Origin of the sequence: Rahnella sp. ChDrAdgB13, assembly GCF_017655185.1 — a bacterium.
Taxonomy (GTDB): Bacteria; Pseudomonadota; Gammaproteobacteria; order Enterobacterales; family Enterobacteriaceae; genus Rahnella; species Rahnella contaminans.
The window spans coordinates 50,612-63,492 of the sequence record NZ_JAEMGT010000027.1; the positions used below are offsets into that span (position 1 = coordinate 50,612).

The 12,881-nt window shown below is 53.7% G+C and carries 12 protein-coding genes; 4 read left to right on the plus strand and 8 right to left on the minus strand.

Features of this window, described 5'->3' with window-relative positions; all coding sequences use genetic code 11:
* Positions 1–159: 159 nt before the first annotated feature.
* The 5 genes from J8X26_RS09375 to J8X26_RS09395 form a co-directional block, all read right to left on the minus strand.
* Positions 160–1,311, minus strand: coding sequence for an ROK family protein (locus tag J8X26_RS09375; RefSeq protein WP_307803457.1), 1,152 nt, complete (start codon positions 1,309–1,311; stop codon positions 160–162).
* Between the two features lie 53 nt (positions 1,312–1,364).
* A complete protein-coding gene (locus tag J8X26_RS09380) occupies positions 1,365–2,522 on the minus strand; it encodes an N-acetylglucosamine-6-phosphate deacetylase (protein WP_208950738.1) in 1,158 nt (385 codons plus the stop codon).
* On the minus strand, positions 2,515–3,291 hold the full coding sequence (locus J8X26_RS09385) for a glucosamine-6-phosphate deaminase (protein ID WP_208950739.1): 777 nt from the start codon (positions 3,289–3,291) through the stop codon (positions 2,515–2,517). The genes J8X26_RS09380 and J8X26_RS09385 overlap by 8 nt, the downstream gene beginning before the upstream one ends.
* Positions 3,292–3,330: 39 nt before the next feature.
* Positions 3,331–4,854, minus strand: a complete 1,524-nt coding sequence (locus J8X26_RS09390; RefSeq protein WP_208950740.1) for a sodium:solute symporter family protein — start codon at positions 4,852–4,854, stop codon at positions 3,331–3,333.
* A gap of 267 nt (positions 4,855–5,121) precedes the next feature.
* Positions 5,122–6,603: a SulP family inorganic anion transporter gene (locus tag J8X26_RS09395; protein WP_165057628.1), complete on the minus strand. Its 1,482-nt coding sequence runs from the start codon at positions 6,601–6,603 to the stop codon at positions 5,122–5,124.
* Positions 6,604–6,833: 230 nt separating this feature from the next.
* Between J8X26_RS09395 and ychF the strand changes: the two genes are divergently transcribed.
* Positions 6,834–7,925, plus strand: coding sequence for a redox-regulated ATPase YchF (gene ychF / locus J8X26_RS09400; protein WP_101079643.1), 1,092 nt, complete (start codon positions 6,834–6,836; stop codon positions 7,923–7,925).
* 71 nt (positions 7,926–7,996) lie between these two features.
* Here the strand turns inward: ychF and J8X26_RS09405 are convergent, their stop codons facing one another.
* Positions 7,997–9,295: a serine hydrolase domain-containing protein gene (locus J8X26_RS09405; RefSeq protein ID WP_374101275.1), complete on the minus strand. Its 1,299-nt coding sequence runs from the start codon at positions 9,293–9,295 to the stop codon at positions 7,997–7,999.
* Between the two features lie 140 nt (positions 9,296–9,435).
* Here J8X26_RS09405 and J8X26_RS09410 point away from each other — a divergent pair, with 140 nt between their 5' ends.
* Entirely contained in the window at positions 9,436–10,341 is a 906-nt protein-coding gene (locus J8X26_RS09410; RefSeq protein ID WP_152326307.1) for a LysR family transcriptional regulator, read from the plus strand.
* On the opposite strand, the gene J8X26_RS09415 is transcribed toward J8X26_RS09410, so the two are convergent.
* Entirely contained in the window at positions 10,338–10,724 is a 387-nt protein-coding gene (locus J8X26_RS09415) for a helix-turn-helix domain-containing protein (RefSeq protein WP_152326308.1), read from the minus strand. The genes J8X26_RS09410 and J8X26_RS09415 overlap by 4 nt on opposite strands.
* A 99-nt stretch (positions 10,725–10,823) precedes the next feature.
* On the opposite strand from J8X26_RS09415, the gene J8X26_RS09420 reads away from it, so the two are divergent.
* Together J8X26_RS09420 and J8X26_RS09425 are read left to right on the plus strand one after the other, a co-directional pair.
* Complete coding sequence (locus J8X26_RS09420; protein WP_208950742.1) at positions 10,824–11,555, plus strand: SDR family NAD(P)-dependent oxidoreductase; 732 nt, start codon at positions 10,824–10,826, stop codon at positions 11,553–11,555.
* Positions 11,556–11,664: 109 nt separating this feature from the next.
* Positions 11,665–12,030: a methionine-R-sulfoxide reductase gene (locus tag J8X26_RS09425; RefSeq protein WP_165057638.1), complete on the plus strand. Its 366-nt coding sequence runs from the start codon at positions 11,665–11,667 to the stop codon at positions 12,028–12,030.
* A 5-nt stretch (positions 12,031–12,035) separates the two neighbouring features.
* On the opposite strand, the gene J8X26_RS09430 is transcribed toward J8X26_RS09425, so the two are convergent.
* Entirely contained in the window at positions 12,036–12,521 is a 486-nt protein-coding gene (locus J8X26_RS09430) for a helix-turn-helix transcriptional regulator (RefSeq protein ID WP_208950743.1), read from the minus strand.
* Positions 12,522–12,881: the final 360 nt, after the last annotated feature.

The window sequence follows — 12,881 nt, forward strand, 5'->3', positions numbered from 1 at the left end:
GCCAGTTCGTGTCGAATTAACCGAGCGTAACCGTATAACATTACAGAATTTTCGGCGATATGAATTTAGCCGCTTTTTTGCCACTAAATGTAAGCGATTATCTTACGGCACACCGGTTGCCAGGCGCAGCCGCTGTCGGCGGTTTGGTGTCTGAAGGGATTACGTGAGGGAGACGGATTCAAAACGCCGGAACATCGCCAGCGCCAGGCCACGCGCGGGATTGAACCGTTCGGTAACAAAGGTGATTTGCGTGCGACTGAACGGAAACGTCAGCGTAAATTGCTGCGCTGCGGCCAGCGTATTTTCAACAAATAAAGGATGAACGTTATAGGGGCAATCAATCAGCAACGTTTTCGGATTCATTAAATGAATAATCTGGCTCAGCGCTTTACCCAGAAGTTGCCCTGCCTGCGACATCACCTCATTCACAATTTCAGCCGACTGCTGGCGGTTATCCCAGTTCAGCCCCGGCTGACGCTGTTCCAGTTGCCGGTTGATGGCCGAAAGGCCGATCAGGGATTCCAGACAGCCCCGCTGACCGCATGAACATAACGGCCCGTCAGGCAGTACCGCTAAATGGCCGACCTCGCCCGCCGTCCAGCTTCCGCCGGAATATACGCCATGTCCGGTTAACAGCGCGCCGCCAATCCCTTCGCCAATTCGCAGATAAAAACGGGCGTCATTGTCATTGGCGCTTTCGCCTTCGCGGGCAATCAGCGCCGCCGCTTTGACGTTATTCCAGACGCTGACCGGCACGTTATCTGCACAGGTCAGTAAAGGTTGCAGGTTGACTTCGCCCCAGCCCAGATGCGAGGACACATGCAAAATGCCCTGCTGATGGTCGATGATGCCGGGAAAACCGACACCAATGCCGACCAGACCGGGCCACGCCTGCTGTAGCTGCTGACAATGGCGCATGATTTCCGCCAACACGGACTGCGGTTGGGAGGTGTCGAGGGAAAAGGTTTTTTCATCAATGGTCTGCGAGAAATAATCACAGACCATCCAGTGAAGACGCTGGCGCTCGATCATGATGCCTGCGGCTTTGATTGACGACGGGTTCAGCGCAATGTGAATTTTCGGACGTCCGATACTGCTGGTCTGCGCCACGCCCTGTTCTTCCACGTAGCCCAGCGCCAGCAGGTCATCAACAATCAGGGAAATGGTGTTTTTACTTAACGCCAGCGCCCGGGAAATATCCAGACGGGAGCTGATTTTCTGCTGGCGGAGATAAGCCAGTACACGCTTTTCATTGTACTGGCGCAGCAGCGCGGGTCCTTTGCCTGAGTCTTTCATGTCATGACTTTCCATCGCGTTACACCGTAGCGTCGCATTATTACATGACTGAGGATCCGCCCGTCAACCTATTCACCCCGCCAGACTTCCGCCCCGTTTTTGTACGTCGCCAGCAGCCGGAGTGCGTGACTTTTATCCTCGCGCAGAAGAATGGCATCCAGCGGTGCACCGGGAATAAGCCCCTGAGCGACCGGAAGATTCAGCCGGGAAGCTGGCCGGACTGACGCCATCTGAACCGCTTCCGGCAGCGGAACGATGCCATTTTTTAGCAGCGTGTTAACGCCGTATAACAGCCCCTGAACCGAACCGGCCAGCAGCGCCGGATTGTTCGCCATCGACAGCCGTCCTTCAGGGCTCAGCACCACATCCCCGCCGATATGCGAATGATAATGTCCCGGCGGCATTCCGGCGTGGCTGGTGACATCACTGACCAGCAGCGCCCTGCCATTTTTAGCCCGTATAAAGGTTTTCAGCACGGAGAGCGGCAGGTGTTCGCCGTCGGCAATCATCGCGCACCACAGATCATCCTGTGCCAGCTGCTCCCAGATGTAGTTCGGATGCCGCGGTAACGTCAGATGCGCACCGTTCCCCAGATGCGTCGACATCTGCGCGCCCGCTTTCACCGCCGAGGCAATTTGTTCTGCGCTGGCGGCGGTATGGCCGATGGATACCACCACATTATCCGCGACACACTGGCGAATAAAATCGTCCGCATTTGGCCATTCCGGCGACAGAGTGATCAGGCGGATCCGTCCGTCCGCCGCCGTCTGCCAGCGCTGAAATAAAGCATAATCAGGGGCCTGAATATGCGCTTGGTTATGTGCGCCGCGCGGGCCGTCCTGCGCGGATAAAAAAGGGCCTTCCAGATGAATACCGGCAACCGATGCCCCGACGGACGGAAACTCGCGGCAAGCCGCCGCCAGCGTGCTGACCATTTCCGTAATTTCATCCGCGCCGTTGGTGATCACCGTCGGCATAAACGTCGTTACGCCCTGCTGCCACAGCGCCTGCACCACCTGCTTAACGGAACCGACGCTGAAAGAAAAACTGTTAAAGTCAGCGCCACCGTAACCATTGACCTGTAAATCCACCAGACCCGGTGCGATCAGCGGCAGATTTTCACCACCCGTTACCGGGCGAATCTGGCTGATATTGCCGTTATGCGCCACAATCTCAACCGGCTGTTGTGTACGATAATCCCTGCCGCGTAACGTGATTTCACTCATCCGCTAACTCCCCGAAACCCGCGATATCGGTATACAACGTGCAGGCCGGATGCGTGCGAAGCACCGTCGCCGGACAGGCCGCCGACGGCGGTGCGGTCAGCGTCTGCTTAATCGCCTGATGCTTATTCTTGCCGGGTACCATGCAAAATAATCGTGCCGCCGCCATCAGCGTCGGGATTGTCAGCGTCAGTGCATGCACCGGCACATCGTTCAGCGACGGAAAGCAACCATCGTTCACCTGTTGCTGACGGCATACCCCATCCAGCTCAACGATTTTCATGGGCAGCGGATCGTCAAAATTCGCCACCGGCGGATCGTTAAAAGCTAAATGCCCGTTCTCCCCGATTCCCAGACAGACCATATCCACCGGAGCCTGTTGCAGCAGGCGGGCATATTCCGCGCAGTTTTGCACCGGTTCACCCGCCGCAGGAATTTTGTAAACCTCGCCCGGCCTGACGATATCGAACAAATGCTCCGTCAGATAATGGCTGAATAGCGCCGGAGAATTTTCCGGCAACCCGACATATTCGTCCATGTGAAACGCGTCCACCCGCGCCCAGTCAATATCTGCGGCCTGCGCCAGATGCGCCAGGAACTCATTCTGTGACGGCGCGGCGGCGAAAATAATCCGCACGCGCGCCTGTTGCTGAAGACGTTGCCGCAAATGTTCCGCCGCATCGCGGGCAGCGGCTTGCCCCATGTCTTCGCGACGGGTGAAGACTTCAACATTCAGGCGTCCCGCCTGCGTAACGTACAGTGGTGATGTCATAGTAAAATCTGCTTTGTTATTTATTTAACGTGATTCTGGTTACCGGGATTCGGTCTGATAAGCGGAAGCGACTTCCGGCGCAGGCAACTCTTCTGCCTGATCCTGATTAAGCGCATTCAGTAATACATCAACCTCCGCGCTGACCGGGCGGCGGCGAAGTAAACCGCCAAGGACAAAGACCGCCAGTGATAACAGCACCGGTATGGCGACGACCTGAGCCGTACTCATGTCCGGAACGACGAATTTCACCAGGAAGAAGGCCGAAACGCCGGCTGCCCATGACGTAATCGCCGCCGCCGATCCGCATTTACGGAACCACGGCAACAACCCCAGCAGCATCGGGATAGAAATCGGCCCGACCAGCCCGCCGAACCAGACAATCAGCAGCGACAACACGCCGCCAAAACGGCTGGCATTTACGGCAATCAGCAACGTGGTGAGGATAAACAACACCACCGTGACGCGCGCCACCAGCAGCGAAGATTGTCCCTGACCAAAGCGTTTCGGCAGCAATACCGGCAAAATATCGCGGGTGACGACGGCCGTGATCGCGTTGGAATCCGAAGACGTCATCGACAACGTGTGCGTAAACATCGCCACCAGCACCAGCCCGATCAGGCCGTTGGGCAGCAACTGCATCGCCATGATGGAATAAGACTGAGAAGGATCGGCGATATCCGGGAATAACAACGGCGCGGCCCACATCGGATAGAACAAAATCAGCGGCCAGACCAGATACAGCGCGGAAGACAGCAACGCGGCTTTGCGGGCGTCCTTTCCACGCGGAGAGGCGATAAAACGCTGCGCTAAATTCCAGGTACCACCGTTGTAGCTCAGGGTATAAATAACGAAATACGCCAGGATAAAGCCCATCGAATACGGCCCGGCCACAATGTCCGTATGACCTGCGGGGAGCCGGTCCCAGATGGTCAGCAGGTTGCTGAATCCGCCCAGATGAAAGGCCACGGCCACCACCATCACAATCGCGGCAATAAACTGGACGATAAACTGCCCGAAGTCGTTACAGGCGTCGGCCCATAAGCCGCCGAGCACGGTATAAAACAGGCACAACACCCCGGAAATCGCGATCCCGACCAGCGGATCCAGCCCGGTAAACACATTAATGATAATGGCGATCGCCGCCCATTTAGCGCCCACGTCGAAGGTTTTCAGAAACACCCCGCTCCACGCCAGAATCTGCTGCGTCGGCACGTTATATCGTGTAGCGAGATATTCCATTGGCGATTCGATATTCATATGAATGCGCAGTCGCGCCCAGCGTGGCGCAAAAATGAGTGACCCGAAGAAAACCGCAATTGAAATCGGGAACGCCCACCAGAAATAAATAGTCAGCCCGTACTTATAGGCCACAGCGGCGTAGGCGACAAAAACCGCCGCACTGTATCCTGACATATGGTGTGAAATCCCTGAAAGCCACCAGGGCATTTTGCCCCCGGCTGCAAAAAAATCCCTGGTGTTATCCACGTGCCGCATGGCCCACAGCGTGGTCATCACAATCATCAGCGCGTACAGCGCCATGACAAAATAGTCTATCCCGTTCATCGTTAACTCCGGTGGCAATCTTGCGTTGTCGAAGTCCGGCGGGAAAACTTGCCGGTTTTTTAATTAATCCTAACTAAGGACTAATTAAACCCTAGCATGATGAAATGCGAACAAAACGTGAACAAGATCACGGTTCTTTTCGATATTTATGAGTGAGTTATAGGACTTTCTTATGGATGAGACGGAGATCGGTAAAACGCGGTGAGCCGGACAACGTGCCGGAGCCAAAATAAAAAAGGTGCCGTTTTGAGCGGCACCTGTTGAATGTCAGAGGTTATCTTCCGCGACATAATACTGCGGGTCATCCAGTTCATGGCTGCAAAACGGCCCCGCTTTTTTCAGCAGGCTTACGCAGTCGTTGCTCAGATGGCGCAGGCGTATTGTCTTTCCGGCCTCCAGATACCGCGTGGTCAGCTTATCAATCGCCTCGACGCCGCTCGAATCCATCACCCGCGTACCGGCAAAATCCAGCACCACGTTTTGCGTATCATTCTGCGGTTCAAACAGTTCTGAAAACGACGCCGCCGAGCCAAAGAACAACGGCCCTTCCAGCTTATACACCGTCAGCGCGCCCTTGGTTTTCTTCTCGCGGATGCGGATGCGAGCCTGTTGCCAGGCAAAAACCAGCGCCGAGATAATCACACCGCTGATGACCGCAACCGCCAGATCGGTGAAAATCGTAATGACGGTGACAATCAGCATCACCAGCGCATCGGCTTTCGGCATGCGTCGCAGACGGCGTAAAGAACTCCATTCGAACGTGTTGTAGCAAACCACCAGCATAATCCCGGCCAGCGCCGCGACCGGCAGCAGCCCGATGTAACCGGACAGACTCACCACAAAAAGAATCAGCAAAATCGCGCCGACCGTGCCGGAAATTCGCCCGCGCCCGCCCGACGTGAAGTTTATGATCGACTGTCCGATCATCGCACAACCGGCGAAACAGCCGAACAGACCGCAAATCGTATTGCCCGCACCCTGCGCGATGCTTTCGCGATTACCGTTGCCTTTCTGGCCGCCCATTTCATCGAGCACCGTCATGGTCAGCAGCGATTCAATCAGCCCGACCAGCGCAATCACTACCGCATAAGGCAGCACCACTTTCAGCATTTCCAGGCTGAACGGCACGACCGGCAGGCTGAAGTGCGGCAATGCACCGGAGATATCCGCCAGATCCCCGACCCGCAGCGTGTGCAGGTTAAATCCAATTGCCACGGCGGAAACCACAATCAGCGCCGCCAGCGAAGACGGAATGATTTTGGTCAGTTTCGGGAACAGCACGACGACCAGGATCGCCAGCAGCACCAGCATGTACATCAGCGGCCCCTGCCCGGCAATCATGTGGAGCTGCGCCAGCATAATGACAATCGCCAGCCCGTTCACAAAACCGTGAACCGCTGGCAGCGGCACCAGCCGGATAAACTTACCGAGCCGGAATACGCCAATCAGAATCTGAATCACACCGGCAAATATCGTCGCCCACAGCACGTATCCCATACCGTGCTGCGCTGCCAGACTCATCAGCACCACCACGATGGAGCCCGCTGCGCCCGACACCATACCCGGTTTGCCGCCAAACAGCGCGGTCACCAGCCCGATGATAAAAGCGGTGTGCAAGCCGACAATTGGCGAAAGCCCCGCCACCAGCGAAAACCCGACGGCCTCGGGGATCATCGACACCGCAACAACAAATCCTGCCAGCGTTTCGTTCTTCACTTCCGACAACTTAAGACCACGCGGGCTAAACATAAGACATCCGGTTTACTTCCTGTCAGTTAAAAAATTGTGACAAGTATCTAAAAATGGCCGGAACGAGGCAAGGTTTAATCAATCCGGTCAATGATGTAGCGACTGTTCATCGCGATCACAACCGGATCGAGAAAAATGCCGTTCTCGTGTATAATGCGGGGAATTATGGTCATTACATCGCGCAATTACGTTTAATTGCTTGATAATTAAGATATTAAGGTGAGAAAAACATGGGATTCAAATGCGGTATCGTCGGCCTGCCGAACGTCGGTAAATCCACTCTGTTCAATGCGCTGACCAAAGCGGGTATCGAAGCAGCAAATTTCCCGTTCTGCACCATCGAACCTAACACCGGCGTCGTGCCAATGCCCGATCCGCGTCTTGACCAGCTGGCCGAGATCGTAAAACCACAGCGTATCCTGCCGACTACCATGGAATTCGTGGACATCGCCGGTCTGGTAAAAGGCGCATCCAAAGGTGAAGGTCTGGGCAACCAGTTCCTGACCAACATTCGTGAAACCGAAGCGATTGGCCACGTTGTGCGTTGTTTCGAAAACGACAACATCATTCACGTTAACAACAAAGTGGATCCGGCTGACGACATCGATGTCATCAACACCGAACTGGCGTTGTCTGACCTGGATACCTGCGAACGCGCCATTCACCGTGTACAGAAACGTGCCAAAGGCGGCGACAAAGATGCCAAAGCTGAACTGGCGGCGCTGGAAAAATGTCTGCCACAGCTCGAAAACGCGGGCATGCTGCGCGCGCTGGATCTGACCGAAGAAGACAAAGCGGCCATCCGTTACCTGAGCTTCCTGACGCTTAAACCGACCATGTACATCGCCAATGTTAACGAAGACGGTTTTGAAAATAACCCATACCTCGACGTTGTGCGTAAAATCGCAGATGCCGAAGGTTCTGTTGTCGTTGCCGTTTGCGCCGCGGTTGAATCTGATATCGCCGAGCTGGACGACGCTGACCGTGAAGAATTCATGGCCGAGTTAGGCATAGAAGAGCCGGGCCTGAACCGCGTGATCCGCGCCGGTTACGAGCTGCTGAACCTGCAAACCTACTTCACCGCTGGCGTGAAAGAAGTCCGTGCATGGACGATCCCTGTCGGTGCTACCGCGCCACAGGCCGCAGGTAAAATCCACACCGACTTCGAGAAAGGCTTCATCCGCGCACAAACCATCGCGTTCGAAGACTTCATCACCTACAAAGGTGAGCAAGGCGCGAAAGAAGCCGGCAAAATGCGTTCTGAAGGCAAAGAGTACATTGTCAAAGATGGCGACGTGATGAACTTCCTGTTCAACGTGTGATCTCTTCCCTGCTGCAATAAAAAATCCACGCCCTTGCGTGGATTTTTTTATTCTCATTCGCGCAAAAAAGCTCAGCGAAGTTTTTCAGCAATGGCGCTGAACATGAGCGATGCCTCAAGAGGCTGAGCGCTGAAATCAGGCTCTGCTTTTGGCCATGTCGACCACTGAACAATCACCAGATCCTCAGCCGGGTTGACCATAATAATCTGGCCATAAATCCCTAACGCCCACAGCGATCCTTTCAGTGAATCCGAAGGTACCGGGATGACATTTGTAGCATTGACAGGCACTTCATTATTCCACCATTCAAAACCATAAAGGCCGTCCGGATGGGCCGCCGACACGGAATTTTCTGCTTTTGTCCAGTTACCTGCCTGCTCAATCCAGTTTTCAGGCAGGATTTTCTTGCCATCCGGCAGACGTCCGCCGCCCATCACAAACTCGCCGAAGCGTCCCCAGTCTTCCAGTGTGGCATTAAACCCGTGTGCGCCGACATCGTGTTTTCCCGGTTCATAGGAGTGCCAGACGCCATCGTGCGCCATGCCGTAAGGTTGCCAGATGGACTGTTGCAGGTAGGCGGCCAGCGGCATTCCGGTGGCCTTTTCCAGCACATCGCCCAGTAACCACGCGCCGCCGGAGGAGTAAGACCATGACTGCCCGGCCGGATGCGCACGCTTCAGGCCAACAATAATTTTACGCACACAGTCATAGGTTCCCGGTCTGGCCTCACATTGCGTGAGATTGGCAAAATCGGAATGCGGGTTTGTGTAGTCCTCATTCCACGCCACGCCGGAGGTATGCTGAATAAGTTGTTTTATCGTGACGCCATCCCAGGCCGTGCCTTTCAGGTCAGGCTCATAACGCGTGACGAGGTCATCCAGAGAACTGATTTTCCCTTCTTTAATCGCAATCCCCACCAGCGTTGAAACCACGGATTTCCCCACAGAACGCGAGGTCCACAGTGTCTGGTCAGTATTGCCTTCGCCCAGATATTTATAAGCTACCTTGCCGTTTTTCAGCACCAGCATTCCGGTGGCATTCTGGCGTTTGAGGTAATCCTGCAACGTATACGTTTTCCCCCTGACGCTGTATGTGGCTTCTTTCAGCGACTTATCCGTCCGCAGAAACGGCGTGGACTGACCGTGCTTAAACACATCGCCCGCATAATTGCGGTAGTCATTACGAAATCCGATGACGCGCGCGGTCTGATCCCAGTTCAGCATATCTTTCGGGTCAGGCAGCGTTTTGTCCTGCGGCGTCGGGCAACTGCTGAGCATCACACCGTCACAATTTTGCGCGGATTCCGCCAGCGCGGAGGGCACAAATGACCAGGCGGAACCCAAAGCCACGGCCAGCACCAGAGGTTTCATTACCGCCGGAAGAAAGGTTTGTCTGTTTTTCATTGAATGACTCCTGTATCAGAAAACCGGAGTATAGAAAGGAAAAACCCCTTGAAGAAATCACGTTATGGGGGAAAATCCCCCTATAAATTGATGAACTGGAAGAGTTTATGTCTGCCTTACGTTATTCCTTCTCGCAAATTGAGGCCTTTGCCTGCGTCGCGGGATCAGGAAGTTTATCCAAAGCCGCCCTTTTGCTGGGAAAGGATCGCACCACGGTGCGCGATCTGCTGGATTACCTCGAAGACGCGCTGGGCTATACGCTTTTTGTGCGCCAGGGCCGCACATTAATCCTGACCGAACAAGGCCAGCAATTGCACCGGCAAGCACATTTGCTGCTGCGTCAGGCGCAGGCTTTTGAATCTTATGCCCAATCCTTACCGGATGCGGAACGGCAGGAGCTGGTTATGGTGTACGACCCTTTCGTTTCGCCGGCATTTATCGAAGCGGTGATCGTTGAAATGGCTAAAAAAGGCTTGTGTTTCAGTGCCTGGAGCGCTTCCCGTGAAGAAGCCGAAGCCGCATTAAAAAGTGGTAAAGCGCAGGTTGCCGTATGTCAGGCCAATTACCGTGCACTCGGAACAGACATGGAGTGGCGGGCGCTGGGCAACATCGGGCTTGATTTCTACGCGTCCGCACAGTTGTTTCAACACCAGCAACGCCCGCTGACGTTGCTGAATCTCTCGCTTATTCCGCAGGTCGTCATGCACAAAGCACACGACGAGCAAATCACCCGCAGTCTGCAAATATCCGGGCAAACGTTGTACGTCAATGAACGTTCTACCCTGCGCTACCTGCTGGAAAACGCACAGGGCTGGGGATTCTTACCGACACATTTTCAGGCTTCACGCTGGAAAACCGTGCAGGCGATGGAATGTGAAGTGGGTAATCAGGGGCTGGACATTACGATGGTCGCGATCTGGCAACCCGGCGCGGCGAAACAACGCGTCACCGGGGCATTAATTGACGCGCTGCCTTCGTTATGGCGCGAAGCGATGGGCGCCCGCGCTTCTTAAACCTCCTGGGCCTCATCTGCATGCATAAGATCGTAGTCCGCCTGTGCTCTTTCCAGAGCCGGGCCGTATGCCAGCGCCCAGTCATACAGCGCGATGAATGGCTGCTGCAATGTTTGCGCCAGCGGCGTAAGGCTGTATTCCACACCGACCGGCGAGGTGGGCAGCACTTCACGATTAACCAGGCCATTTCGCTCAAGCCGCTTTAAAGCGTCCGCCAGCGCTTTATGCGTGATGCCATCCAGCCGGCGGCGTATTTCGTTGAAACGCGAAGGTCTGGTACAGAGCACTGTGAGAATTAAAATCGACCATTTATTGGTGATATGTTCAAGCACCGGACGCGTTTTTCCTACATCTCTCAAGCTGTTACCATCGATTTCTGCCAAGACGATATACTCCTCTATACCTGATATAAACAAAGTGCGTAATTGTTATTTAGTATAAATTTTATATCATCTGTTTTCCAACCAAACAGGAGAATACAGATGGGCAATTTAGACAACAAAGTGGCCGTGGTACTGGGCGGTGCGAAAGGTATTGGTCTGGCGATTAGCCAGCGGTTTGCCCGCGAAGGTGCGACAACCTGGTTTACCTCGCGGCGTGAAGAAGAGCTTGTGGCCGCTGACGGCAAAATTTCAGGAACCAGGATCCCGCTGCGCGCAGATGTGAGCCAGTTAAGTGAGTTAACCCGCATTATGCAGACGATTCAGGCTGAATCTGGCCAGATTGATGTGCTGGTCATCAACGCTGGAATGTCCGAATACGCCACGATTGATGACATCAGCGCAGCGCATTTTGAACAAATTTTTAGCCTCAATGTGCGCTCGCCGGTTTTTGCTTTACAGGCAGCACTTCCGCTGATGAAATCCGGTGCCAGCGTTGTGCTCGTGGGGTCAATTGCCGATGTGATTGGCACACAAGGATATGGCGTTTACAGCGCCAGTAAAGCGGCGTTACGTTCTTTTGCACGAACCTGGACACGCGAACTGTCTGCACGCGGCATCCGTATTAACGTGGTTGCGCCGGGCCCTGTCGATACTGAAATGATGGCCGCTGCCTCGGAGGAATTACGCCGTGGGTTAACTGACGCCATCCCGCTGGGCCGGTTGGGTAAACCTGATGAAGTTGCCAGTGCCGCATTGTTCCTCGCGAGTGACGAAAGCAGCTATATCGCCGGTGCCGAGATTTGCGTGGATGGCGGTCTGACCCAGGTTTAACTAGGAAACATTCTTTTACGTTGCCTGAGCAAACCGCATTGTCACTGGGGTGTTGCGATTGTAAAATAAAATGATAGTCGCAACACGAAATTTAACAGGAATGAATTCCATGAAAAATGACCTCACCGAGTTTGAACGCTTTGTTATTGAAGACAAAGGGACAGAACGCCCGCACACGGGAGTCTACAATGAGCATTTTTCGCCAGGCCGCTATGTCTGCAAACGCTGTGGAACGCCGCTGTATACCTCAGAGCACAAATTTGAATCGCACTGCGGCTGGCCGTCTTTTGATGATGAAATTCCGGGAGCCGTTGAACGTGTTCCTGATGCTGACGGACGCAGAACCGAAATCGTCTGTGCCACGTGTCAGGCGCATCTGGGCCACGTGTTTGAAGGCGAGTATTTAACCGAGAAAAACCTGAGACACTGCGTGAACTCCGTGTCCCTGAATTTTGAAAGCGTCGGGGAAGAGTAACGCCCTCACAACCGCGCAATATTCCGGTACAGACAGATGCGGTTCCCGGCCTGCATTTTGTTAATCAGGCGGGAACGGCTGGCGTAGATGGTTTTAATATTCACGCCCAGACGTTCGCCGATCTGCCGGGTATCTAATCCTTCCTGAAGACAGGACAACACTTCGCCTTCACGTTCGGAAAGTTTGGCTTTTACGCGGTAATTGAAATGCGCATGGTTCAGCGACAGGCATGAAAGCACTTCGCTGATCCCGCTGCGCCTGTCGATGAAAATCACGTTCTCCAGATGGCATAACGCGTAATAATCAAAGTCGTTGTCGATAAAAGCGAAAACTTTCTTACCCTGAGATAAGCACTGTTCCACCTGCGAACGACGGGTCGACTCCACGTCGACAATGACATAACCGGCGCCAAACGTATTGGATGAAAACATCGCTTTTAATCCGACATTGAAAAAATTATCTTCGGAAAAAATAATGCATGGCGAGTCCATAGTAATTCCTTTTTTTTCTTGCTGTCCGTTTACGATCCCGATCGTCAGTCATTAACCTGTTTTTATATTTACAGATTAAGTTAATTTTTTCATAATAATTCAAGTAAACAAATCAGCATAAGATGATTATTACGTGGGGGATTTCTTACAGGCGTAGCCACAATCTGAAATAGCGTTAAAGCCACTCATTGTTTATTTGTTATTTAGGAAAAATAGCTTACAACTGTCGCCCGAATATTAAAACGGGTAACACATGCGTCTTAGCAACCGACTCTCTATTACTTTTATTGGCTTTGTTGAATAAATCGAACTTTTTGCCGTAATCAGGATCAGATCACCACATTCTCGATCCTGTAGCGG

What these genes read in the sequence shown, in the direction of transcription:
- J8X26_RS09425 (WP_165057638.1), top strand. Translation starts at nt 11,665, where the DNA reads ATGAAAAATGACCTCACCGAGTTTGAACGCTTTGTTATTGAAGACAAA.
- J8X26_RS09420 (WP_208950742.1), top strand. Translation starts at nt 10,824, where the DNA reads ATGGGCAATTTAGACAACAAAGTGGCCGTGGTACTGGGCGGTGCGAAA.
- J8X26_RS09395 (WP_165057628.1), bottom strand. Translation starts at nt 6,603, where the DNA reads ATGTTTAGCCCGCGTGGTCTTAAGTTGTCGGAAGTGAAGAACGAAACG.
- J8X26_RS09405 (WP_374101275.1), bottom strand. Translation starts at nt 9,295, where the DNA reads ATGAAACCTCTGGTGCTGGCCGTGGCTTTGGGTTCCGCCTGGTCATTT.
- J8X26_RS09410 (WP_152326307.1), top strand. Translation starts at nt 9,436, where the DNA reads ATGTCTGCCTTACGTTATTCCTTCTCGCAAATTGAGGCCTTTGCCTGC.
- J8X26_RS09390 (WP_208950740.1), bottom strand. Translation starts at nt 4,854, where the DNA reads ATGAACGGGATAGACTATTTTGTCATGGCGCTGTACGCGCTGATGATT.
- J8X26_RS09430 (WP_208950743.1), bottom strand. Translation starts at nt 12,521, where the DNA reads ATGGACTCGCCATGCATTATTTTTTCCGAAGATAATTTTTTCAATGTC.
- ychF (WP_101079643.1), top strand. Translation starts at nt 6,834, where the DNA reads ATGGGATTCAAATGCGGTATCGTCGGCCTGCCGAACGTCGGTAAATCC.
- J8X26_RS09385 (WP_208950739.1), bottom strand. Translation starts at nt 3,291, where the DNA reads ATGACATCACCACTGTACGTTACGCAGGCGGGACGCCTGAATGTTGAA.
- J8X26_RS09380 (WP_208950738.1), bottom strand. Translation starts at nt 2,522, where the DNA reads ATGAGTGAAATCACGTTACGCGGCAGGGATTATCGTACACAACAGCCG.
- J8X26_RS09375 (WP_307803457.1), bottom strand. Translation starts at nt 1,311, where the DNA reads ATGGAAAGTCATGACATGAAAGACTCAGGCAAAGGACCCGCGCTGCTG.